The following is a 23112-nucleotide window of genomic DNA, read 5'->3' as shown; positions in this document are numbered from 1 at the left end:
CACACTGCAGGTCGCCGCTCTGATGTCGGGGGTCGGCCATATCGGGTTCGACAAAATCGTCGTCAAAGGCGGGATTCAGTTCCCGAGCGACTTCTTCCACTATCTGCATCACCGTCATTTCGAATGCAATTACGGCAACACGCTGTTCCCCGCCGACCGCTGGTTTGGCACATTCCATGACGGCAGCCCGGAAGCACAGGCGCGCATGGTCGAAAAGATGAGCGCGCGGCAATCGACGAACCGAATTTCTACAGAAGGCTGACGCCAAATGCGCGCTCGACAAGAGCACACCCATGAGGCAAGAAAAGGCGTCGCCGCCAGGGCGACTCTGAGACCATAACAACAACCCAGCGAAAGGGGCGCCGCATGGCAACCTATCTTTGCGGTATTGATATCGGCGGCACATTCACCGATTGCGTCATCGTCGATGGCGATGGCGTTGTAACCACTGCCAAGTCGCCCTCGACGCCGCATGATTTTGCAAAAGGTGTGCAAGATGCGCTGAAAGCCGCCGCCGCCAAGCTCGGCCTCGGGCTGGACACGCTGTGTGCCGAGATCGCTATGTTGAGCCATGGCACCACGGTCGGCACCAATGCCATCATCCAAAAGCGCGGCGCCCGCGTCGGCCTGATCACCACCCGCGGGCATAATGACGTGATCCATATCATGCGCGGGTCGCGCGGCCTCACCGGCCACGATATCCGCCTGGTGGTACATTTCCCGGAAAGCCGGAAACCCGACCCCATCGTGCCCAAGCGCTTGATCGAAGGGGTTTCGGAACGCGTCGATTGCTTCGGCAAGGTGATCGTCGAGCTCAATGAAGAAGAGGCCGAGGCCGCCATTCGGCGGCTGCTGGAAAAGGACGTCGAAGCCATCGCTGTCTGTTTCTTGTGGTCGTTCCTCGAACCCAAGCACGAAGCGCGGGTGAAGGAGATGATCGGCGATATTGCGCCCGATATGTTCGTCACCACCTCGTATGAGCTGGTGCCAAAATGGGGCGAGTATGAGCGCACTGCGGCAGTAGCGCTGAACGCCTATATCGGCCCGTTGACCACCGGCTATCTGGCCGGCGTGGCGCGCGACGTGAAAAAACTAGGCTATCATCAGCCGCTGCAAATCACCCAATGCGCCGGCGGCACCATCTCGGTCGATCGCGCCATGGCGGCACCGCTGCTCACCCTCGATTCCGGCCCCGTGGCAGGCGTCACCGGCTCGCAATATGCCGGCAGCCTGATGGGCTATAAAAATATCATTACCACCGATATGGGCGGCACCTCCTTCGATGTCGGCATCATCCATGATGGCAAGCCGGCGTTTTCCTATACCAGCTTGGTGCATCAGTACGCCTACTACCTGTCAAAGGTGGATATTCAGACTATTGGCGCCGGCGGTGGCTCCAAGGCCTGGATTGACGAAACCAGTGGCATGTTGCGCGTCGGCCCGGAAAGCGCCGGCGCAGACCCGGGCCCGGCCTGCTATGGGCTCGGCGGCGAGATAGCCACCGTAACGGATGCTGACTTGATATTGGGCTATCTCGATGGTGAGAACTTCGCCGGCGGCACGATGCGGCTTGATCGCGCCGCCGCAGAAGCGGCGCTGCGGAAAATTGCCGAGCCGCTTGGTCTCAACCTGCAGGAGACCGCTGCCGGCATTGTCAAAATTGCCGAATTCCAGATGGCCGACTTGATCCGCAAGGTAACAATCCAAAAGGGCTTCGATCCGCGCGACTTCGTGCTGTTCGCGTTCGGCGGCGCCGGGCCGGTCCATGCCGGCGTGTTCGCGCGCGAACTCGGCGTCGCCAAAGTCATCGTGCCGCAACGCGAAACCGCGTCGGTCTGGTGCGCCTTCGGTGCCGCGGCGGCGGATGTGCTGCATGTGCATGAGCGCGTCAACATGATGCGCTCACCCTTCGACGTGGCCATCGTGAATGGCCTGCTAAATGAATTGAAAAACCATGCCGAGACGGAACTGGCGGCAGACGACATCCCGCCGGAGCAGCGGCATTTACGCCTCTCCCTCGATATGCGCCACAAAGGCCAAATCAACGAAGTCGAGGTCGAATTCAGCGGCGCTGAATTGGCGGAAAGTGATTTGCCAGGCCTGCATGACGCCTTCGTTGCGCAATATGAGCGGCTTTACGGTCAAGGGGCTTCGCTGCCTGGCGCACAGCTAGAGATCGTGACTTATCGCTGCCGCGCGGCGGCCGAAACTTTGAAACCCCGCCTTACCCGAAGCGAAACATTGAGCGACATCATCGACCCGAAGGCGAAGCGCCCAGCGCGCCCGGTCTATTGGTCGGAGCCGGGCGAGACGATGGAAACGCCGGTGTTCGAAGGCGAAAAACTGGTGCCTGGCAACAGCGTGCCCGGTCCCGCCATCGTCGAGACAGCCGACACCACTGTGGTCGTACATCCGGGTCAAATCTTGTTGGTAGACGAATTCGGAAATATCGAACTCACGCTCGAAGCCGCGAATTAATACCACGACATAAAGCATACGGAAGGGCGAACCATGCCACGCATCAGCCAGATTACCGACGTCGCATTCGACGGGATCGACAATCCGTATGTGCCGCCGAAGGAACTCAACATTTCGCCCAGTCTGAAGCTTCATCGCGACTGGGACGAAACCGTGGACCCAATCACCTATGAAGTGATCCGCCACAATCTGTGGAACATCAACGAAGAGCATGGCGCAACGATCCAGCGCATCTCGGGTTCTCCGGTAGCGATGTTCGCGCTCGACCTCAATCCCTCGATCCTCACCGAGGACGCGGAGTTCGTCTATTTCGGCCCGTATATGCAGTACATGTCGGGCGTCACCGATACACAGGTAAAGTGGATATTGGAATACCGTTCCGATAATCCCGGCATCAAAGCGGGCGATATGTTCCTCGCCAACGACCCGTGGGTCGGCGCGGCGCATCAAATGGACGTGATGCTGATCTGCCCGGTGTTTCATGAGGGTGAGCTGTTTTGTTGGATCACCAACTGCCTGCATCAATATGACATCGGTGGCATCACGCCGGGCAGCTTCTGCCCGTCGGCGGAAAGCGCATTTGACGAAGGCATCCTGATTCCACCGGTCAAGATCGTCGAGAACAACGTGGTCAGGAGAGATATCGAGGCGCTTTACCTGCGCTCGTCACGCAAGCCCGATATGGTGGCGCTCGATTTCCGCGCCCAGTTAGCCGGCAACATGACGGCTAAGGCGCGCATGGAACAGCTCATCACCCGCTACGGCGCCAAAACCGTGAAGACGGTGATGAAGAAAGTGATCGATAATTCTGAAGCGGCATTTCTTGCCAAGCTGAAGAAAATTCCCGACGGCGTGTGGCGCGACCGGACCTATATCGAAGCCTGCCGCCCGGGCGATCGGCGCACTCACCGTGTGCAGATTGCACTACAGAAAAAGGGCGACAAGCTGATCTTCGATAATGAAGGCACTGCGCCCCAAGACGGCGCGATGAACGCGACCTATTCAGGCTGGCGCGGCTCGGTGATGGTTGCCATCAACGAGCTTTTGAGTTGGGACCAGTATTTCGCCGTTGGCGGCGCGCTCCGCCATATCGAATTCGATCCCGTCCCGGGCACACTTAATTGCGCTAATTTTCCAGCGTCGGTTTCCACCGCGCCGACCCAGTCGATGGAGATCTCGCTCTACCCGGCCTACAACATCATCTCCAAGATGCTCTATTCCGATGAAGAATTGCGTCAGGACATCATGGGCATCGGCGGCACCAGCCAATGGCCGACGACGATCTTCCGCGGCATCGACCAGTGGGGCGAACGCTACGGTTATCTGCTGATCGACCCCATCGGTGGCTCGATCGGCGCCTTTGCGCAAGGCGACGGCATCAACACCGGCGGCCAGGCGCGCACGCCGATCGGCCAGTTGCCTAATGTCGAGCATAACGAGCAATTGTTTCCGCTGCTCTTTCTCTATCGCAAGGAACTGCCGGATTCGGGCGGCGCGGGAAAATTCCGCGGCGGCTTGTCGGCGGAAAGCTGCTTCATCCCGCACAATACCGACCATATCGTTCAGGACACGCTGTCATCGGGCAATGCCATCCCCACGTCGACCGGCATGATGGGCGGCTACCCGTCGACCACCAATGCCTACACGTTCGTCCGCAACAGCGACATTCTCGAACGCCTGGCTGATTCGCACATGGTCGAGGACGCGTCCGAGGTCAACGGCGAGTCGATACTGCTGCAATTGCGGCAAGAGAATTTCGTACAAAACGCGGCGGATGTTTACGCCGTGCGCTGGTCGGGCGGCGGCGGCTTCGGCGATCCCTTATTGCGCGATCCCGAGCGCATCGCGCATGACCTTGAGCATCTCAATATTACGCCCGCGGCGGCGCGCGATATTTTCGGTGCGGTGCTGGACGCGGACGAGCACGTCGATGTTGCGGCGACGGCGAAAAACCGCGAACAAATTCGCGCGGCGCGGCTTACACGTCTTGGCAACGGCCATGCCCCGAGAGAGATTCATAGCGGCGAAGTTTCTCTAGCGGCTGGCGATAATCTTGCGGTTTACGGCACTTCCGACGCCGCGCACTGGGCCTGCGCCCATTGCGCCGCCGACCTCGGGCCGCTTGCCGATAATTACAAGGATGTTTGCCTGCGCGAAGATCTTCCGGTTTCGGCGTCCAATCCGTTGGTCGGCGACCCGTTCGATTTTGTCGATGACGCCGTCGCCTTCCGCCTTTTCTACTGCCCGGCGTGCGGTAGCCAGATCGATAACGAGATCGCCGTCGAGCGCGATCCCGTGATGCGCGCCATTGAATTGACGTTATAATCACTTTCGGCAGAGCGCCACGGAGTGTTACGCTCCCGGAATGAGAGCGCGATTCACGATACTCATCGCGGCCACCGCCGTGGTGGCACTTGCGGCTTGCGATGGCGGACCGCGACTGGCGGCGACCTCGGCGCCGGTGACGGTTGAGGGCGAGACCAACGCGGCCTTCCAGCCGATTACCGATGTCCCGATCCCCGATGGTGCGCGCCTCGACAGCGAGCGCAGTCTGGTCCTCGGCGGGCAAGACAATTGGACAGGGCGGCTGGTGTTCACGATCGGCGAATCTTCGGCCGACGCCTTCGCCCGCTATCATCAGGAAATGCCGCGCTTCGGCTGGCGCCTGATCACCAGCGTACAGGCTGAATCGAGTGTGCTGGCTTTTTCTCAAGGAGATCGTGTCGCCACCATCCTGATTGAGGGACGCACGCTCTCCGGCGCCACCGTGGCGATCACCATGTCGCCGCGCCATAGCGGCGATGATTCGGTGCAGGTGAGACCGCTCGGCGAGTAAAACGAGCATTATCGACAGGGTAGGTAAGGAGCAAAAAGTGGAAAAGAATTTCAATTTTTCCAACGCGCATAAGGATTTGATCGCGCGTGATGCAGAGCATGTGTTGGGCTGGCGTTATGCGCCCGGCATCATTTTTGAGAGCGGCAAGGGCAGCACGATCACCGATTTCGACGGCAACGAATATCTCGATTTCACTTCAGGTATGATGTGCCTGCCTTTAGGCCACGGGCATGAGGAGTTGACCGAGACGCTTCGTGAGCAGGCCGGGCGTTTCGTGCATGAGAACAGCTGGTATTCTAATCCGCAGATCATCGCGTTCGCCGAAGCCCTGACAGCAACACTCCCGGACGGACTCGATGTGGTGAATTTCACCGTCACCGGCTCTGAGGCCAATGAAGTCGCGATGCGCATGTCGCTTGGCGCCAGCGGCAAGCACGATATTATTTCGGTGATTCGCGGCCTGCATGGCGGCAGTCTTGCTGTTGAAGGGTTGACTTCGATCGGCGGCGCCCGGCGGCGCAACCTTGGGCCGCTGCTGCCACCCGCTAGTGCGCCCGCAATCCACGCGCCACTATGTTGGCGTTGCCCAATAAATCTCACTTATCCCGACTGCGGCGTCGCCTGCCTGGCGGCCAGTGAAGACTTGATCGATCAGACCACCAGCGGCGATGCGGCGGCAATTATTGCGGAAACCATCTTGGTGGCAGGCGGCATGGTTGTGCCGCCCAAAGAATGGCTGCCGGGCCTAAAGAGTTTGGCTGAGCGGCACGGCGCCTTTCTCGTCCTCGACGAGGCGCAATTGGCGCCGGCGCGCACCGGCAAGATGTGGGGATTCGAGCATTACGATGTCGTGCCGGACATGGTGACTTTTGCCAAGGGCATGTCAGCCGGCCTCGCCATTTGCGGCGTGGTGACGCGGCGCGACATTGCCGAGGAAGCGCGTGGACGCGCCGGCACGCCATGGGCTGGCACCTATTCCGGTGATCCGCTGCCGGCAGCCGTGGCGCTTAAGCAGCTAGAAATCATCGAGCGCGACAATTTGACGGCGCGCGCCGAAGTGCTCGGAGCACGTCTTGCCACCGGCCTCGAGCGCCTCTGTCAATCATATGAGGCCATGGGCGATGTGCGCGGTCAGGGGCTGTACAGCATGGTCGATGTGGTGGCTGACAAAGAAAGCAAGCGCGCCGACGCGGCGATGGCAGAACGCATCCGCTACAACGCAGCCCTGGAGGGGCTGATATTTATCTGCGTGAAAAACTTCATGCGGTTCTGCCCGCCTTTGACCACCACCGAAGCCGAAATCGACGAGGCTCTGGCAGCACTCGAACGCGCCATCAAACGCGCACTTGCCGGCTATCCCAAGGATGTCGATTTTCGCGCCTCTTCCTCCCTTGCAGCAGGCTCGGAGCGGACCCAGACGCTTGCCTGAAGAAAGAGAGATTCGCCGACTAGCAGCGATCTTGGCAGCCGATATTGTCGGCCATAGCCGCATGATGGCGGCGGGTGTAACGGAATAACCGTTCGGAACCGGGCTAGCACCGGGCCGGCAATCGGCCTTGGCCCTATCAACCTTCGGCTCGAATATTGCTTTGCGCGTGATATGTATTTAATATCAACTGTAACAGCATTCTCCAAACCATTGAGCGGGAGGGATTTTTGGTCATTCGTCGAGGGTCGGCAGCTATCCTGCTGATGAGCGCTGGTGCCGTCCTTTCAGGCTGTGCCTTGCCGTTCGCCGGACCTTTGGTATTTACCGACATCCTCACCGGCGCTTCGCTCTTATCCACTGTCGCGACCGGCAAGGGGGCAACCGAAATCGCCCTCGATGCCCTGACGGGCGAGGATTGCCGCTTGCTCGAAGGTGCGTTGCGTGAAGACCGCGACTTCTGCGAGCAACCGGGCTCGGCGGCCACAGAGGAAGATTTCAAGGGCGTTGTGGCCTGGCTCGAAGAAGACGAGCCGGATTCGCCGGTGCCGGGCGACACGGACACACCGCATATCATGGTTGCGGATATCGGACTTCCGGGCTCTTCGCCAACCCTGCCAGTTGTGCAATTTTTGGATAGCATAACCGTCCCGGCAACAGCATCCCTACAACCGAGCATCGTGGCTCTCGCCAGCATCTCTGAATTGCCGAACGAATGGATTGTCCTGGCTTCGTTACAAACTGGCTCGGATTTCACCGAGCTTGGTGCGATTGCCCCGGCCTCCGGAACGCCGGACCTGATTCGCGCCAAGTTGGACAGCTCGCCGTTGCCGTTCCTACAGACGACAGCATCGCCCGAAGCTGACCTGGCTGACTGGGCGCTCGATAAAATGCACACCGGCACGCCGAGTGTGGCCGAGCAAGCGCTCACAATTCCGCCCTCGCGGGCACAAGGACATACCGAAGCGCTCATACAACGCGAAGTTTATTGGAACAATCTGTCGCCGGCAGGAGATATCGAAAATCTACCGACGCGGCGGTATGCCGCATGGCGCGGCGCGTTGAACGAAACGCTTGTGCGCCGCAATTCAGAGCCTAGCTTAGACGACGCGCTCCTGCTGCCCGTACCCGCCAAGCCGGTGCTCCAAGCATTGCTGCTGCCGGCGCCAGCCAAACCGCAATTGCAGGCCGTCCTGCCGCATCCCCAAAAGCCGCTGTTGCGAGCCGAATTGCCCGATGATTCAAAGCGTGCCAATGCGGATTTCGATGTGTCGCGGCCGACGCAGATCTAGCCATGTCCGACATCCGGGGGCGGCACCTTCTTCGCCCTGCAAGCGGCCAGCGCCAGCATCAAGCGGATACCGTAATCCGCCAACCAGCCTTCGCCGGCCCTGCCTGAATTTCAATTATGTTAGCGCTAATCCGGGCGGCGCGCGGTTACGACAATAGCCTGCACGCGCGTACGCAGCGGTTCGTTGCCATAGGCCTCGATCAAGCGGCCGGTCAGGGTGGCAACAACTTCATGCGGCGCGGCAGAGCCGCGCTCCTCGATTTCCAGAATAGACGGATTGCCATGCACCCAGCCATAGGCCAGATCGGCGGCGTTGGGGTGGCTGGCATCATATGGCAGTGCTTCAATCGAAATATTAGCGAAGCCCGCATCTTCCACATGTGCGTGGATGATGTCATGCGCATACCATCCGAACGGTACCGTGAGAAACTGCGGCGGATCGGCGGTAAAGAATTCGCCGATAGTTTGGTGTGCCAACGCAGCGATGGGGTTGCGTTCGAGTGAATCCCACACATTGAAAGCGAGTAGACCTCCGGGCTTCAAGACGCGAAGGGCCTCGCGAAATCCCTGCGCTTTGTCGGGCAAGAACATCAGACCAAATTGGCAGAACAACGCATCGAATGTCGCGTCCGGATAGGGAAGTTCCTGGGCATCCGCTTCGCTGAAATCCACGCCCGGCAAATGGCCACGTTTGGCGCGCGCCAATTCAAGCATTGGTGGGTTGAGGTCGGTCGCGGTGATACGGACGCTTCGATCCAGTGCCGCCCGCGCGGCCTCGGTCGAAATTCCGGTGCCGCAAGCAATTTCCAGCACGCGCCCGCCCGCCGGTGCTTCAAGGCGCGCCGCCAGGTCGCCCGCGTAAAAGTCGAACAAGAACGGCCCAAGCACCCGCTCGTAAGTTTCCGGAATCGTGCCTACAAAACGGGCCTGTTCACCGCTCATTCCACCACCTTTTGAAAAGAATTGCCGCTGCCGTTACGCATTGTGAATTTCGATTCCACTGGCTTGCTGGTTCACTTGCGAAGCCTGGATAGACGACGCATCCGCCTAAGGCGTGAACTGTACGTTGACGCGGCCGAGCGCGCCGAAATCCGCCACCACTTGATCACCCGGTTTAATTGCCGCCGGTACGATGCAGGTGCCCGTGGTAATGAACTCGCCGGCGCGGAGCGGCGCGCCCTGGGTGACGCGGTCATTTGCGAGCCAAGCTAGAGCGCGGCGCGGATCGCCGAGGACATTGGCGCCGGTGCCTTCCGCCACGGTTTTGCCGTTGATGGCGACGCTGACCTGATGGCCCGCTAGATCGAGGTCACGCCAGCTTTCCGGCACTGCCGCGCCGAGAACAAAAAACTCGGTACAGGCATTGTCGGCGATCAATTGCGGCGCGCCGACGACGGAAAAATCCTCGAAGCGTGAATCCGGCACCTCGATGCCGAGATGAAGCGACGCCGTCGCCGCCACCACATCCTCCGGCGAATAATCGTGTCCGCGCGCCGGCAAATCTTCGGCCAGACGAAATACAAACTCGGCTTCCATCACCGCCATATGCAGATGCGCGGCGGGCAGCTCGGCGCCGCTTTCATGCAATTTTCCGGCGAGCAGACGCCCGGCGAGCGGCCCGTCCACGCCGATATGTTTTTGCCCGGCTGCGCTGGTGGCAGCGATCTTCCAGCCGATCGCCTGCCAGCCGCTCAATGCGCTGAGCTCCGCCTGCGCCGCATAGCCCTCGGCCAGCGTGCGCGGGCGGCAGGATTCAGGTAGCGCGTCGATACGGCTTTGATTGCGCCAATTTTGCCAAATCAGCGCGGCGGCTTCGCTTGCACGTGCATCTCCCATAGCGCAGTCTTAGCGCACCATCATGCGGCCGACAAGGCACGCCGATGACAACCAACAACAGCCAGGGAGCGCTTAATGTATTTCGCTATTTTCGCCACCGACCGGCCTGATTCCACCGACCTCAGATTGCAAACCAGACCGGCGCACCGTGAATATTTGCGCGATATCGCGGCCCATCCTGAAGTCACTGTAATTCATGGCGGCCCGACTTTAGCTGAAGACGAAGAGACCATGAACGGCTCAATGATGATCGTCGAAGCACCATCCCTGGCTGTGGCCCAGGCCTTCTCGGCAGGCGATCCCTATCGCCAGGCTGGCTTGTTTGCCGTCTGCGAAGTGCGCCCCTGGGCTTGGGTACTTGGCCGCCCTGACGAGAGAGACTGAACATGCTCGACCTCAGGCCGATTTGTGAAAATTGTGCGATCGACCTGCCGCCGGCATCGACGCAGGCAAGAATTTGCTCTTACGAATTCACGTTTTGCCGCGACTGCGTCGATGGAATTTTGGAAAATGTTTGCCCAAACTGCGGCGGCGGCTTCGTGCCGCGGCCGATCCGGCCGGTACAAGCCTGGAGAAAAGGCGTTTCGCTCGCCGACCAAGCGCCGGCTCAAGAACGGAAACATCGCCCGGTCGGGCGCGATGAACAATGTGCCCTGATCGCCCGCGTTGGCGCTATTGCGCCTGAGAATCGGTGAGCGGATTAGGCCGGATCGTCGAGGTAATCTGACAGATGGGCGCTTAAATCCCGCGCGTCGTCGCCGACCCCATCCATCAGCGCAGATTTGCGGCGGCGTAGAAATTGGATTCCCATCAGATACATGCCAGGTACTTCCGTGACGATGCCGCCATCATGACGAATGCGGCCCTTGCGATCGAAGATAGGAACATTGAGCCACGAATAGTCGGGATAGTAGCCGGTCGCCCACAGAATGGTTTTGATTTCGCCGCTGTTAAGGTCGATGCCGAGGGGCGGCGCATCGTCGACGACAGTTGGATCCAACCTGTGCGGCGGCTCGACTTCACTATCCAGGCCATTCTCGCCCGCCCATTCGTCGATGGTATCAAGCAAGCGCCCCATCTTGAGGTCTGAGAGGGCGCACTGATTGCGCAACGACCCGGAGAATTGCGCTTTGCCGTTATTGATGCCGGCGAGACGGCCGATGAGTTTAACGCCGATGCCGGTCAGCGCGTTGAGATCAAGGGTGGTCCGTTTGGCCGTGCCGGCGAGTTGTAGCGACGGCAGCTTGCGCGCGCGCTGGATATCCTCGACCTCGTCATAACGTTCGTCGAGCACGCCGGCGGCGTCCATCCACCATTCTATGTCGCGGCCGCGGTAGACGCGGGGCGCGCGGATATGCTCGCCGGTGGAAATCGTCACCGGGCGACCCGAACGATGGATTTCGTCGGCAAGCTGGGTGCCGGTCGCCGACGCGCCAACCACCAAGACGCCGCCGCGATCGAGCTGATCCGGATTGCGGTAATCCATCGAGCTAAGCATGGCGATACCGGGCGGCACGGCCTCAGCCAGCGCCGGAACACGAGCGAAATTACAGGCGCCGCTGGCGAGTACCACGGTACGGCAACGCCAATCGCCCTGGTCGGTGGAGACCCTAAACCCCTGATCGTCGGCCGTCACCGAGGTGACAGTGGTGTGAGTCTCGACCGGGGCCGAAATGACGCCGGCATAGCGGTCAAGAAACTCGATGGTCTCCGGCATCGAGCGGTAGCCATCGGGATCGTCACCGTCATAGCCAAAGCCGGGGAGCCGGCTTTGCCAGTTGGGGGTGAGCAGACACAGCGAATCCCAGCGCTCGGTGCGCCATGAATTGGCGACTTCACCGCGTTCCAACACGACATGATTGATGGCGCGCGCGGTGAGGCACTGGCTCATGGCCAAGCCGGCCTGACCGCCGCCAATGACGACGGTGGTGGTGGTGTGAATGGGCCTCGCTCCTGACGGCTGTCTTCGCGAGGTCAGTTAACCTCGACGGTGATATTTGTCGGATTGGTTACGATGTCATAGACCGCCGAGCGCTTTTGAGACTGCGCCACCAACGCCTCGATATCTTTCTGCGACGCATCGGCGTCGATCTTGTAGCTCACTTTGATGCCGTCGAAGCCATTGCGGATATCGCTGTCCATGCCAAGGATACCCTGAATGTCCATTCCACCTTCGAGCGTGGCGACAACAGAGCGCAGCTGGATATTGCGATTTTGCGCGACCGCGGCGATACCGGCGGTCAGGCAAGAGGCCAAGCCGACAAGCACATATTCAACAGGTGTGGCGCCTCTGTCTTCGGAGGCAAAGACCGCGGGATGGTCGGCATCGAAATTAAAAATGGTCTTGCGTTTTTGCTGCTCGCCGAGGCCGAAATAGCCCTCTACGGTCGAGTGGCTGTACGTACCATTCTTCCACTCGCAAGACGCGCGCCATTCAAATTTAGCCGCCTCAGGCATATTTTCCAGCGCCACCCTAGCGTCGAGCAAGGCCTGAACATTCACGCCGTTATCAACTGTTTTCTCGCTGTCAGCCATCCATTTTCTCCCTCATTTCGTTACCCAGATTGGGGTTCCCGTTTGATCGGTTGCAAGAGCTTAAGTTGCGCGGCTCGGGTGTCAAGCGCGTTCAATGGCGGTCGCCGAGACGAAAGGCGCGCCCTATCGCCATGGCATTCGGTAGGCAAATATTGAGCCGATCCGGCACGGAAATTTATTTCAATCCAGTGCGGGTTGCGCGCTCGCGGCGAGTTGGCGTGACACGAGCGCGGCATATAGACCGCCCTTGGCAAGAAGGCTGGCATGCGTGCCAACCTCACACACACGCCCGCCCTCCATCACCAAAATCTGATCGGCGTCGCGCACGGTAGAGAGCCGATGCGCGATAACAACCGTGGTGCGCGCCACCATCAACTCGGAAAGGGCGCGCCGTACCGTTTGTTCATTGAGCGCGTCGAGATGCGATGTCGCCTCGTCGAGTATTAGCACCGGCGCGTCCTTGAGAAACGCGCGGGCGATAGCGATGCGTTGGCGCTGGCCGCCGGACAGGCGCGTTCCGCGCTCGCCCACTTCAGTCTCCAGCCCGTCGGGCAACGCGGCGGTAAAATCCTCAAGCGCCGCGCGGCTGACAGCCGCCGCCACGTCCGCCGCGCTGGCATCGGGCCGGGCGATGAGGATATTGGCGCGGATGGTATCGTTGAACAGATAAGTATCCTGCGCCACCAGGGCGATATGCGCGCGCAGATCGTCGATGCGCCAATCTTTAAGGTCATGCCCGTTCAGGCGCACTGTGCCTTCTTCCGGGTCCCAGAACCGCATCAATAGATTCGCTAGCGTCGTCTTGCCGGCGCCCGAGGAGCCGACCAGGGCGAGGGTACGCCCCGGCGCCAGGGTGAGGTTTACCCCATCCAGTGCCGGCGCCTTGATGCCGGGATAGGTGAAGCGCACATTTTCGAGCTCCAACGCCGCGCCGGCGCCGCTTGATTGCGCCGCCGTCACGCCGGGACCGTCGGTCACCGCGACCGGCTCACTATGCACGGCATTGAGGCGACGTGTACCGCCCAGCGTATCGGCAAGCTGCCGGCCAATATTGGCAATTTCCGAGACCGGCAGAAAGGCCGCCATCGCGAGCAGGGTAAGAAGCGGCAACATGGTGTAATCAAGATCACCGCTATTCACCAGAAACGCGCCAGTGATGACCACGGCAAGGCCGCCAAGCCCGGTCACGGTTTCGACCAATGCCGTCTGAATGGTAAGATCGCTAAAGAAGGGCAAACGCAGCGCATGGTGGCGGTGCACGAGGTCGATCAACTGCTTGCCGCGCTGCGCCTCTTGGCGGAAAGCAAGAATCTCGGGCAGGCCCTGCAGCGTATCGACCGTGTGAGCGTTGAGTTCGCCCTGCGCCTCGCTGGCGCGCGAGGCCAGGCGGTCAACCCGCTTGCGCATCAGGAACGGCGAGAGCGCGATCAGCGCCAGGAACGGCGTCAAAGCAACCGCCATCGGCCAGCCGTAAAACAGTATGGCGGTGAGCACGGCAGCCGGCACCAACAGCGCGACGAAAGCGGGGGCCACAGTGTGAGCGAAGAAAAATTCCACATTCTCGATATCCTGCGTTGCCATGGCCACCAAATCGCCACTGCGCCGGCGCAACAGGTAAGCCGGCGCCAGCGCATCGAGCTTGGCAAACAAGGCAATGCGCATTTCGGTAAGCAGACGGAAGGCCATGTCATGGGCAACCCAGGATTCGAGCCAATGCAAGATGCCGGCGAACGGCGCCAGCGCATAGAGGGCGATCAGCAGTCCGCCGAATGGCTCACCGTTGCGCACTGCCGCCACCACAAAAGCGCTTAACACGCCGACGCCGATCAGGGCCATGACGCGCGCGACACCGAGCAAAAAGGCCAGGCCGACACGCCTGCGCAACGGCCGAACGAGGCGCATCAAAAGGCCGGCGGCACGCCACCAACCCATATGGCCGGCGCGCAGGATCTCATCTGCCGGCTGCAACTCGGCGAGCCGCGAATCTTCGAGCGGTGCCGGGGCGTCCGCTCCCGATGCTGGCGCGGCGATCAACTGTTCGGCGCCTCCGCTTCCCACCGCTTCCGTCGCCTGCGCCGCCATCAAGCGAGAATAGACTCCACCCGCAGCCATCAACGTGCCGTGCCGGCCCTGCTCAACCAACGCGCCTTCCTCCAGCACCAAAATACGGTCCGCGTCGATGACGCTGGACAGGCGGTGCGCCAAAATCAGCACGGTACGTCCTGTCATGAGGCGGTCTAGAGCCTCTTGAATAACCGCTTCATTTTCCGCGTCGACCGCCGAGAGCGCTTCGTCCAGCACCAAAAACGGAGCGTCTCGGAGCAGCGCCCGAGCGATGGCGATGCGCTGGCGTTGGCCGCCCGACAAGCGAACGCCGCGCTCGCCGATCACCGTGTCATAGCCTTGTGGCAGGTGCGAGATGAACTCATGGGCGTTGGCAGCGCGCGCTGCCGCTTCCAGTTCCGCCCGTGTGGCATCGGGCTTGCCGAAGCGGATATTTTCTTCCGCCGTGCCGTGAAAAAGGTAAGTGTCCTGATGCACAACGGCGAAATGATCGCGGATTTGCGCGAAACTCAAATCTCGTAAGTCGCAGCCGCCGAGCGAAACCTTGCCTGAATCGGGGTCGTAGAGGCGAAGCGCCAGGCGCACGATGGAAGATTTACCACAGCCGCTCGGGCCGACAATGCCGATGCGCTCGCCAGCCTTGATTTCAAAACTCAAATCCCGGTGTGCCTGCTGGCGCCCGCCGGGATAGGAAAAATTCACGCCCTCGAAGCGCAGAGAAGGCTCTAATGCGGCGGTTGACTGACCCTCTCCGCTTTCTTTTTCACGCACCAGCGGCTTGGCGTCGAGCAAGGCGAACAACCCCTCGGCGGCGGATTGCCCGAGCATGCCCTGGTGTAATAAAATACGCAGATCGCGCATCGGGCGGAATAGCTCCACCCCCATCATCAATACGATTAACAGCACGCCGATGCTGATGTCCCCGTCCGCCACACGCCAGGCACCGATGCCGAGCGCTAGCGCCGCGCCGACGGCGATGCCGCCATCGGTGATGCCGCGCGACAACGAATTAGTTGCCAACACCCACATGGTGCGACGAAATAAATCATGCGCCTTGGCAGTCAGGTCACGCGCCCGCGCACCGCTTTGGCCGAAGGATTTGAGCGTCGCCAGACCCTGCACTGAATCCAGGAATTCAGCGCCGTAGGCCGCATAAGAGCGTTGCCGCGCTTGTGCTGCGCGGCGGTCCCAGCGGTGAAAGGCGGCCGGCGCGAACAGCGTGAAGAGCGCGAAGCCCAGCAACGCACCGGCAAGCGGCAGGTCGAGAAAGGCCATGAAAGTAAATATGCCGAGCGGTGCCAAGGTGGCGACGCAAAGCTGCGGCAAATATTGACCGAAATAAGTCTCGAGCTGCTCGACCCCGTCGATCAGCGTAAGGAGTGTCGTACCCGTGCGCTCACGACCGAAATAGGCGGGACCGAGAGCGATGACATGTTTGTAGAGCCGTTGGCGCAGAGTTACTTGCACCGTGGCTGCAGTGCGGTGCGCCATCATGTTGCGGCTATATTCGAGAACGCCACGCAACAGCATCACGGCGGCGGTAAGAACAAACGGCAACACCATCTCGGAAATCGGCTGGCCAGCAAATATCTTGGCGAGCAACCAACCCAAAAGTGCCAGGCGCGCAGCGCCCGCAGTTGCCGCCAGCAAGCCCAACAGGATGGTCGCCGCGATACGCGCACGCACGCCTTCCGTAAAAACCCAAAGCCTGCGGTCGAGATACATGGTTGTTCTATCTAATCGGCGTCATGGCGCATGCCAGACCCGAAAATTCAAAATTGCCGATTGAGGGGAATGTGCGGCGCCGCCGTCATGGGCAGAATTCCTGCCTCGCGTGGATCCGCCGCCGACTTTACCTCTGAATGAGTCTCCTCGAAGCCGAGGCGGCGGTATAACGGAACTGCGGCGGGGTGATCCATATCGCACGTGTCGAGCGTGACACGGCGCACGGCTGACCGCCAAGCGTGGCGGAGCAAGGATTCCATCATGTAGCCGCCGAGCCGCCGGCCGGTAAACTCGGGAAGCAGGCCGAAATAGCGGATGGCCGGCGCTTCGGCGTCGCTGCTGTCTAGCTCTACGAACCCGGCCACTTCTCCGTCGACGCGAAGAATGAATATTTCCGTGGCGGCGGCCGATAGCAGCGCGCCCAGGGTCGCGTCGTCGAAACTGATACGCTCCCACCACAGCCACTCCTCACCTACCTTGCGGTGAAGCTCACGGTATGCTTCGGGGCTGATATCGGTTTCGCGGGCGAATGTCACCCTGGCTGGCGCTGGCGGCGTGCCATTTTCAGGCACGGCCGTTCGCTCCATATACTTAACGCGCCAACTCAACATGTCTTATTTTCTCCCGTCTGCCCGCTCACATGCCGAGCGAAAAGCCTTCGTCCAGCACCATCAACCCGCCGTGCATGGCGCGACCATCGTCGCTCGCCAGGTACAGCGCCGCGCGCGCCATGTCGATGGCTTCGGAATAGGTACGCCGGCTCGGCGTGCTCGCCGCCATCGCGTCGAGCATGGGTTTGAATTCGGGCTCGGTGCGGATGTTTTCGTTCATCGGCGTTGCCGTGTTGCCGGGCAGGATCGCGTTCACATGGATGCCATGCGGTGCTAGCTCTTGGGCAAGGGTTCGGGTCATTAAATTTACCGCAGCCTTGGCGGCGCAATAGGCAGAATAGGTGCCGAGCGCCATAACGCTAGCAACTGAGGAAATATTGACGATGCGCCCGCCATCCTGGGCCATCATAATCGGTGCCACTTCTTGAATGCAGAAGAACATCCCCTTCACATTGATATCCATCATGCGGTCGTAATCGGCTTCGCTCGTCCCGCCGACAGGCGTCGGATAGAACAGCCCAGCCGAGTTGACGAGAATATCAATGCGCCCGAAATCCGCTTTCACCGCCGCTACCAGCTTGGCGATTTCGTCCACCTTGCTGAGATTCGCAACATAGGGCCTAGCCGAGCCGCCCGCTGCTTCGATACGCGCAGCCACAGCTTCCGCTTTTGCCATATTCGAGCTTCCAACCACCGCCACTTTGGCGCCTTCGTCGGCGAACAACTCGGCGCAGGCTTCGCCGATGCCGGAGGTGCCCCCGGTGATCAATGCGACTTTTCCATCGAGTTTCATCTCTCTCTCCCAAATATCATCTGTCGCAACTGTACTATCAACCGCCTCTCCCTGCCGCAATTGCCTTGTCGGCGAAGGTCGGGAGATCGTCGCCCGGGGCGATGCCGGCGGCCAGTGCAAGGGCGTTGGCGTGTGAAATGATTCCGCTTTTCCAGGCCGAGCGGACGTCACCAATGCGCGCGCTCTCCGCTGACACTGTGGCGGCGATAACGCCTTCGTCCGCAAGCTCTGGCAAGCGCGAAAAACCGCAATCGTCGGCGCCACTGCCGGCGTCGTTGAAAATCACGGCGAGCGGCGGGCCGGCGATGGGATTGTTCGCCATACTGCCGAAACGCGCGCCGTGCGACGCGGTAATCATGACCGCGCCTTTGTCGCTGGCCTCCAACAGGGCAGTGGAATCGACGCCCCAGACCTCAGGGGCGCCGGCGCCCTCACCCGCGCGCAGCAAAAATCGGGCTTCACCGAACTCCGGCGCCGTGCCGGTCCATTGCGCGGCCGCCGTCATCAAACCGGCAGCAGCGCGGCAGCTCTGCCCCGGCGCGCAGCCGAGCGCCGCGGCGGTTTTGTTGACATGGCTAATCACTCCGCGCGTCAATTGGTCACGGCCGTCTGCGATGCGCGCACTGCAGTGATCGAGCGTGGCCGCCGGCAGGCCGATACCGTCCAATAACGCCAGCGAGCCGATTCCGGCTTCATCCTTGCCGATCCCGGCATTGTGCAGAATGACGCCGCGCACGCCGGCCTTCGCTGCCAAATAGCCGGCATACCGCCCGCCATGCGAGCCGCCGATCAGGACGTGACCGCGATGCTCAACGCCCAGCGCGGTAACCGTATCGGCGTAAACAATATCCACCATAGTGCCGAGACGGCCGTTCAAATTAGCTGAACTTTCTGGCTGCGGCTTCGATGGCAGGCCCGGCCGCCACAAGATCCTCGGGCAACATCACCGGTATTGCTTCGACACTGGCGTCAAAGGCGAGGAACCAGGGCTCAGCCACGGCTGGAATACCCGAGGCATCCGCTATATCGACCACCATGATCGCCGAGCGCTTGCCGTTCACGGCGGCGAAATAGCACGCTTCAGGCTTAATATTCTCAAGAATGGCTTGAATGGTTTCTCCCATGGTACCGGCACGTGCCGCCGCGTTTCCGATTTCCACCGACCAGCTAGCGGTTACGATAAACCTCATATTCTTACCTTCCCTTTATGGCCTACGTCTCTTTGGCGTTGGCTAGTCCTCTCAGCCTACGTCCTACCTGCGGCCGGAGTCGAGCGAATAGGATGCGCAATCAGGTCGTCAATTCGAGCAGGCAATCTTCGCCAAGCGGCTCGATCGGCGACCAGTCGCGCGTGCAATGATGCTCGGCGCGCTTAAATATGGTCGGCGGATTGTCGCTCGCCGCAACGTTCAAATAGAAAATCGTACGTGGCCACGGCGTGATGTTGTTTGACGAACCATGCACGATATTGCTGTGGCAAATCAGCACCGATCCTGCAGGCCCAATTTGCGCGGCGATGCCGCGGTCTTTGGCCAATTCTGCCAGTGTCGGCGCGGGAATGGTGAAAAGCGTATAGCCGCCAGCCTCACGGTTATCGTTCGCGTCATGCACGAGCCCGCCTCGATGCGAGCCGGGCACAATCAGAAGCGGCGCATTGGCCGCCGTCACGTCTTCGATAAAGACCGCCACCATCAGGGCGCGTGGCTCGGCCAAGCCATCGCGGTCATGCCAGGTGGCAAAATCCTGGTGCCAATCCCAATTGCCGCCGTCAAACGCCGCTTTCGGATTGAGCCGCGACTGATGAATATAGACACCGTCTGTTTCGAGCAATTGCTCGGTGGCGGAGATTAGGCGCGGATGCCGCCCGAGACGCCGAAACGCTTCATCAAAGCGATGCGCGCCATAGACAAGACGCACGGTCTTGGAATCCGCCTCGCACACCACTTCCGGCCCCTGGCGCGCCATTATCCGCGCGGCGCCCGAGCGCAGCACGGCAACCTCCGCTGTGGAAAACAGCGCGGGCAAGAACACATAGCCCTGTTCTGCGAAATTTTGTAGCTGCCGTATCGTTAACTTGGTCATGGTCACCAAGGTTTCGGCTCGTGTGCTCCGCTAGCCACCCATGCCGACGAATTCTCTGATCAGTTCGGGGTCAGCGAGTTGTTCGGGAGAGACTTCGTTGACCAGTTGGCCGCGCTGAATGATGTGGACGCGCTGGCTGAGCGCGGCGATGAAATCGAGATTCTGTTCCACCAAGATGACGGTGAGATTTCGGCTTTTCCGCAGGCCGTGCAGGATTTCGATGATCTCCTCGACGATGGAAGGTTGGATGCCTTCCGTCGGCTCGTCGAGCAGCAAAATGCTGGGGCCGCCACAGAGGCAGCGGGCCAGCGCCAGGATTTGCTGTTCGCCGCCCGAGAGCACGCGGCCGGAGCGCTCAAGCAGCGGTTTCAGGCGGGGGAAGGTATCGAGCACCTCTTCCAACACTTTGTCTTTGTCGACCTTGTGCATAGCGAGCGCGATGCGGAGATTGTCGAGCACCGTCAGGTTGGGGAAGATATCGCGCCCCTGCGGCACGTACCCCATACCGTTCAAATTGCGCCTGAAGGCCGGCATGCGGGTGATGTTTTTGCCGTTCAATTCGATGCTGCCGCCGGTCGGGCGCAAAATGCCTATCAAGGATTTGAGGAAGGTGGTCTTGCCCATACCGTTATGGCCGAGAATGCCGACGAATTCGCCCTCGGCAACATTCAGATCGATGCCGTGCAGGATCGGGATGCGCCCATAAGCGGCTGTAAGACCCGAGACTGCCAGCATGGTCATGCAACCACCCGCTTGCCGAGATAGATGTCACGCACTTGCTGGTTCTTGAGCACGTTCTCCATGGTGTCCTCAACCAGAATGGCGCCCTGGTTGAATACCGTCACTCGGTTGGCGATGGCCTTGATGAACTGCATGTCATGCTCGACCACGATCAGCGAGGCGGTGCGGTTGATTTCACGTATCATCTCGGTGGTGCGGTGCACTTCCTCATGGGTCATGCCGGCGGTGGGCTCGTCGAGAAGGATCAGTTCCGGATCGCCGGTGAGGACGATGCCGAGCTCGACGCCCTGACGCTCGCCATGGGAAAGCAAGCCGACAAGTTGTTTTGCAAGATGGCTGAGGCCGATACGCTCAAGAATATCATCAACTACCTTGTTTGCCTCGCGGTCCTTATGGTGGCGGCGCGCCGATAGCCAGATGTTTTCGCGCACATCGAGGCCGTCGAAAACGCTTGGCACCTGGGTCTTGATGCCAACACCACGGCGTGCGATCTGGTGGGTCTGCAGCCCAGTAATATCTGCGCCGCGATAAAATACTTTCCCGGAAGTCGCCTGATATTGATGGGTGAGGCAACGAAAGAAGGTTGTTTTGCCAGCGCCATTGGGGCCGATCAGGCAACGCAGCTCGCCCTCGGCCATAGTGAAATCGACATTATCCACCGCCACCACACCGCCGAAGCGCATGGTGAGGCCGCGCGTCTCGAGGATCGGCGGGCGAGCATCAGTCATTGCCGGAACTTTCCGGCGCGCCGTCCGACTTGCCGCCAACCCGGGCGCGGGCGGCTTGTTCGGCCTCTTCCTTGGGCCGTACCCAGGGCAGGTATCTGAGCGCCAAGGCGCGCGCGGTCGGCTGCAGGCCAGATGGAACAGCGAGCACAAAGACTAAGATGATGGCGCCGAATACGAGATAGGTATTGAGAAAATCAAATGTCCGCTGGGTGCCGAGCCAATTATAGAGCATTTGCAGGCCGATGCTGCCGAGCATCGGCCCGACCAGCGTTCCGACACCGCCGATCAGGACCCACATGATGATCTGCGCCGCCAGCCCGAGCGCGAAGACATCCGGATTGATGAAGTTGTTGAAGCTAACGAACAGGCAGCCGGCCAGCCCGGCAACGCCGGCGCCGACGGTGAACGCAATTGTCTTGTAGAGGCGCACGTCGTAACCGAGATATTCGGCGCGCGTTTCGTTTTCTCGAATAGCCACCACAACCCGGCCAAAATGGGTGCGCAGGAGATAGCGCAAACCAAAATATACCAAGATGAGAAACGTCATCGCGACGTAGAATATGTCGTCAGGCCAGAGGGGCGAGTTAGGGAACCCCGGCCAGTTGAATCCCGGAATTGACGATATGCCGTTGAAGCCCATCAGCCGAGCATTGCCGATATGATATTCTTCGCCCGAGGTCGAGCGAATGAATGCGTAGAAAATGAGCGTCACCGCCAGCGTCACCACGGCGAGGTAGATGTCGCTGAGGCGGCCGTAAAACATGAAATAGCCGAGCAACATCGCGAAAGCGGAGGGAACGACTATCGAGAGCAACAGGGGTATGGTGCTTTCGCCCATATTGATGACGCCGATAGCGTAGGCGTAACCGCCGATGCCGAAAAACGCCGATTGGCCGAAGCACAGGATCCCGCCAAAGCCCCAAATGAAACCCATCGAAAGCGCCAGCATGGCCGTCGAGATAAAGAGGATGACCTTCAATAGAACGTACAGATCAAAAATTTGTGGCCCGGCGAACAGCAGCGCCAGCATGATCACGCCGACGAAGATCAAGCCGCGCGTATTCCAGTCCTTAAGATTGATCGCGAACATTAAAGCGACCGTCTAAAAATCTTGCCGGTAATGCCCTGTGGCAACAACCGCAGCAGGACGACGGCGACAATCAGCAGCACCACACCGCCAATGATTGGCGTGGTCTCATAGGTGACCAGCTGGCGCACGGTGCCGAACACACCGGACGCTATGATGGTGCCGGTGATGGCGCCGGTGCCACCGGTGATCACGGTAATAAAAGCCTGGGCGACATAAGTGAATCCGACGGTCGGGATAATTTGCGAAATCGGCGCCAACAGGCCGCCGGCGAGGCCGGTCAGGCCAGCGCCAATCCCGAAAGTGATCATATAAACACGCGGTGGGCTGATGCCGAGCACCGAGGCTTGCTCGGCATTCTGCATGGTGCCGCGCGCGATCAGACCAAGGCGCGTGCGTGTGAATACGAGATAGATGCCGACGAATAGCAGCACCGTCAGGCCGATCAGCACCAAACGGTAAACCGAAAGCTGATACTGGCCGAGGCTAAAATTCCCCAGCGGCGCCGAGACGCCGGTGATGTAATTGCCGAAAATTGCGGTAACGATGCCGATCAGCAGCAGGCTGAGCCCCCAGGTGGCAATCAGCGTGTCCACCATGCGGCCGTAGAAAAAGCGGATTAGCAGGCGCTCAGAGATAATACCGATAATGCCGACAACGAGGGGCGACAGGATCAACATCGAGATCCAGATGTTCACACCCGCATTGGTGGCGACCACAGTGGTGTAGCCGCCCAGCATCAGGAATTCGCCATGCGCGAAATTGATCACGCGCATCATGCCGAAAATGATCGCCAGCCCAGCGCAAGTGAGCGCCAGGCTGGAAATCCCATTCAACACTTCGATGATCAGAAGTGCGACCGTATCCACGACGTATCCT

The 23112-nt window shown here is 60.2% G+C and carries 22 protein-coding genes; 8 read left to right on the top strand and 14 right to left on the bottom strand.

The window, feature by feature from the left end; genetic code table 11:
• The 6 genes from O3A94_03610 to O3A94_03585 form a co-directional block, all read left to right on the top strand.
• The coding region (locus O3A94_03610; GenBank protein MDA1355337.1) for a hypothetical protein at positions 1-262 on the top strand (262 nt) is incomplete at its 5' end.
• Between the two features lie 104 nt (positions 263-366).
• Complete coding sequence (locus O3A94_03605; GenBank protein ID MDA1355336.1) at positions 367-2478, top strand: hydantoinase/oxoprolinase family protein; 2112 nt, start codon at positions 367-369, stop codon at positions 2476-2478.
• Positions 2479-2511: 33 nt separating this feature from the next.
• Positions 2512-4803, top strand: a complete 2292-nt coding sequence (locus O3A94_03600) for a hydantoinase B/oxoprolinase family protein (protein MDA1355335.1) — start codon at positions 2512-2514, stop codon at positions 4801-4803.
• 40 nt (positions 4804-4843) lie between these two features.
• Complete coding sequence (locus O3A94_03595) at positions 4844-5314, top strand: hypothetical protein (protein ID MDA1355334.1); 471 nt, start codon at positions 4844-4846, stop codon at positions 5312-5314.
• Between the two features lie 37 nt (positions 5315-5351).
• The gene (locus O3A94_03590; GenBank protein ID MDA1355333.1) at positions 5352-6743 is read left to right on the top strand and encodes an aspartate aminotransferase family protein; all 1392 of its coding nucleotides are present in this window, start codon (positions 5352-5354) and stop codon (positions 6741-6743) included.
• A 263-nt stretch (positions 6744-7006) separates the two neighbouring features.
• On the top strand, positions 7007-8032 hold the full coding sequence (locus O3A94_03585; GenBank protein ID MDA1355332.1) for a hypothetical protein: 1026 nt from the start codon (positions 7007-7009) through the stop codon (positions 8030-8032).
• A 125-nt stretch (positions 8033-8157) separates the two neighbouring features.
• Here O3A94_03585 and O3A94_03580 read toward each other — a convergent pair whose 3' ends face one another.
• Positions 8158-8973, bottom strand: coding sequence for a class I SAM-dependent methyltransferase (locus O3A94_03580; GenBank protein ID MDA1355331.1), 816 nt, complete (start codon positions 8971-8973; stop codon positions 8158-8160).
• Positions 8974-9078: 105 nt separating this feature from the next.
• The gene (locus O3A94_03575) at positions 9079-9867 is read right to left on the bottom strand and encodes a fumarylacetoacetate hydrolase family protein (protein MDA1355330.1); all 789 of its coding nucleotides are present in this window, start codon (positions 9865-9867) and stop codon (positions 9079-9081) included.
• Positions 9868-9942: 75 nt separating this feature from the next.
• Here O3A94_03575 and O3A94_03570 point away from each other — a divergent pair, with 75 nt between their 5' ends.
• Together O3A94_03570 and O3A94_03565 are read left to right on the top strand one after the other, a co-directional pair.
• Positions 9943-10251 carry a YciI family protein gene (locus tag O3A94_03570; protein MDA1355329.1) on the top strand — a complete coding sequence of 103 codons (309 nt, stop codon included), beginning with the start codon at positions 9943-9945 and terminating at the stop codon, positions 10249-10251.
• Positions 10252-10253: 2 nt separating this feature from the next.
• Complete coding sequence (locus O3A94_03565) at positions 10254-10562, top strand: DUF1272 domain-containing protein (GenBank protein MDA1355328.1); 309 nt, start codon at positions 10254-10256, stop codon at positions 10560-10562.
• Positions 10563-10567: 5 nt separating this feature from the next.
• Here the strand turns inward: O3A94_03565 and O3A94_03560 are convergent, their stop codons facing one another.
• The 12 genes from O3A94_03560 to O3A94_03505 all read right to left on the bottom strand — a co-directional run bounded on the left by O3A94_03560 (position 10568) and on the right by O3A94_03505 (position 23102).
• A complete protein-coding gene (locus tag O3A94_03560; GenBank protein ID MDA1355327.1) occupies positions 10568-11809 on the bottom strand; it encodes an NAD(P)-binding domain-containing protein in 1242 nt (413 codons plus the stop codon).
• Between the two features lie 32 nt (positions 11810-11841).
• Positions 11842-12402, bottom strand: a complete 561-nt coding sequence (locus O3A94_03555; protein MDA1355326.1) for an OsmC family protein — start codon at positions 12400-12402, stop codon at positions 11842-11844.
• A gap of 180 nt (positions 12403-12582) precedes the next feature.
• On the bottom strand, positions 12583-16191 hold the full coding sequence (gene cydC / locus O3A94_03550) for a thiol reductant ABC exporter subunit CydC (GenBank protein MDA1355325.1): 3609 nt from the start codon (positions 16189-16191) through the stop codon (positions 12583-12585).
• Positions 16192-16238: 47 nt separating this feature from the next.
• The gene (locus O3A94_03545) at positions 16239-16802 is read right to left on the bottom strand and encodes a GNAT family N-acetyltransferase (protein MDA1355324.1); all 564 of its coding nucleotides are present in this window, start codon (positions 16800-16802) and stop codon (positions 16239-16241) included.
• Between the two features lie 25 nt (positions 16803-16827).
• Entirely contained in the window at positions 16828-17595 is a 768-nt protein-coding gene (locus O3A94_03540; GenBank protein MDA1355323.1) for an SDR family NAD(P)-dependent oxidoreductase, read from the bottom strand.
• Positions 17596-17632: 37 nt separating this feature from the next.
• Entirely contained in the window at positions 17633-18451 is an 819-nt protein-coding gene (locus O3A94_03535) for a hypothetical protein (protein ID MDA1355322.1), read from the bottom strand.
• Between the two features lie 22 nt (positions 18452-18473).
• The gene (locus tag O3A94_03530; protein ID MDA1355321.1) at positions 18474-18785 is read right to left on the bottom strand and encodes a hypothetical protein; all 312 of its coding nucleotides are present in this window, start codon (positions 18783-18785) and stop codon (positions 18474-18476) included.
• Between the two features lie 100 nt (positions 18786-18885).
• Positions 18886-19677: a phytanoyl-CoA dioxygenase family protein gene (locus O3A94_03525; protein ID MDA1355320.1), complete on the bottom strand. Its 792-nt coding sequence runs from the start codon at positions 19675-19677 to the stop codon at positions 18886-18888.
• A 30-nt stretch (positions 19678-19707) separates the two neighbouring features.
• Entirely contained in the window at positions 19708-20418 is a 711-nt protein-coding gene (locus O3A94_03520) for an ABC transporter ATP-binding protein (protein ID MDA1355319.1), read from the bottom strand.
• Positions 20415-21146, bottom strand: coding sequence for an ABC transporter ATP-binding protein (locus O3A94_03515; GenBank protein ID MDA1355318.1), 732 nt, complete (start codon positions 21144-21146; stop codon positions 20415-20417). The genes O3A94_03520 and O3A94_03515 overlap by 4 nt, the downstream gene beginning before the upstream one ends.
• Positions 21139-22236, bottom strand: coding sequence for a branched-chain amino acid ABC transporter permease (locus O3A94_03510; protein MDA1355317.1), 1098 nt, complete (start codon positions 22234-22236; stop codon positions 21139-21141). The genes O3A94_03515 and O3A94_03510 overlap by 8 nt, the downstream gene beginning before the upstream one ends.
• Positions 22236-23102 (bottom strand): branched-chain amino acid ABC transporter permease, encoded by an 867-nt coding sequence (locus tag O3A94_03505; GenBank protein MDA1355316.1) that lies wholly within the window; start codon positions 23100-23102, stop codon positions 22236-22238. Before O3A94_03505 ends, O3A94_03510 begins: the two co-directional genes overlap by 1 nt.
• Positions 23103-23112 lie beyond the last annotated feature (10 nt).

The organism is Pseudomonadota bacterium, assembly GCA_027624955.1.
Taxonomy (GTDB): Bacteria; Pseudomonadota; Alphaproteobacteria; order UBA828; family UBA828; genus PTKB01.
Note: the sequence above shows the minus strand (reverse complement) of the source record. Positions and strands in the feature narration are given on the sequence as shown.

Bases quoted from the DNA above. Each gene is read 5' to 3' on its own strand.
- O3A94_03605 (MDA1355336.1), top strand. From the start codon at position 367: ATGGCAACCTATCTTTGCGGTATTGATATCGGCGGCACATTCACCGAT.
- O3A94_03600 (MDA1355335.1), top strand. From the start codon at position 2,512: ATGCCACGCATCAGCCAGATTACCGACGTCGCATTCGACGGGATCGAC.
- O3A94_03595 (MDA1355334.1), top strand. From the start codon at position 4,844: ATGAGAGCGCGATTCACGATACTCATCGCGGCCACCGCCGTGGTGGCA.
- O3A94_03585 (MDA1355332.1), top strand. From the start codon at position 7,007: ATGAGCGCTGGTGCCGTCCTTTCAGGCTGTGCCTTGCCGTTCGCCGGA.
- O3A94_03580 (MDA1355331.1), bottom strand. From the start codon at position 8,973: ATGAGCGGTGAACAGGCCCGTTTTGTAGGCACGATTCCGGAAACTTAC.
- O3A94_03575 (MDA1355330.1), bottom strand. From the start codon at position 9,867: ATGGGAGATGCACGTGCAAGCGAAGCCGCCGCGCTGATTTGGCAAAAT.
- O3A94_03570 (MDA1355329.1), top strand. From the start codon at position 9,943: ATGTATTTCGCTATTTTCGCCACCGACCGGCCTGATTCCACCGACCTC.
- O3A94_03565 (MDA1355328.1), top strand. From the start codon at position 10,254: ATGCTCGACCTCAGGCCGATTTGTGAAAATTGTGCGATCGACCTGCCG.
- O3A94_03555 (MDA1355326.1), bottom strand. From the start codon at position 12,402: ATGGCTGACAGCGAGAAAACAGTTGATAACGGCGTGAATGTTCAGGCC.
- cydC (MDA1355325.1), bottom strand. From the start codon at position 16,191: ATGTATCTCGACCGCAGGCTTTGGGTTTTTACGGAAGGCGTGCGTGCG.
- O3A94_03545 (MDA1355324.1), bottom strand. From the start codon at position 16,802: ATGTTGAGTTGGCGCGTTAAGTATATGGAGCGAACGGCCGTGCCTGAA.
- O3A94_03540 (MDA1355323.1), bottom strand. From the start codon at position 17,595: ATGAAACTCGATGGAAAAGTCGCATTGATCACCGGGGGCACCTCCGGC.
- O3A94_03535 (MDA1355322.1), bottom strand. From the start codon at position 18,451: ATGGTGGATATTGTTTACGCCGATACGGTTACCGCGCTGGGCGTTGAG.
- O3A94_03530 (MDA1355321.1), bottom strand. From the start codon at position 18,785: ATGAGGTTTATCGTAACCGCTAGCTGGTCGGTGGAAATCGGAAACGCG.
- O3A94_03525 (MDA1355320.1), bottom strand. From the start codon at position 19,677: ATGACCAAGTTAACGATACGGCAGCTACAAAATTTCGCAGAACAGGGC.
- O3A94_03520 (MDA1355319.1), bottom strand. From the start codon at position 20,418: ATGACCATGCTGGCAGTCTCGGGTCTTACAGCCGCTTATGGGCGCATC.
- O3A94_03515 (MDA1355318.1), bottom strand. From the start codon at position 21,146: ATGACTGATGCTCGCCCGCCGATCCTCGAGACGCGCGGCCTCACCATG.
- O3A94_03510 (MDA1355317.1), bottom strand. From the start codon at position 22,236: ATGTTCGCGATCAATCTTAAGGACTGGAATACGCGCGGCTTGATCTTC.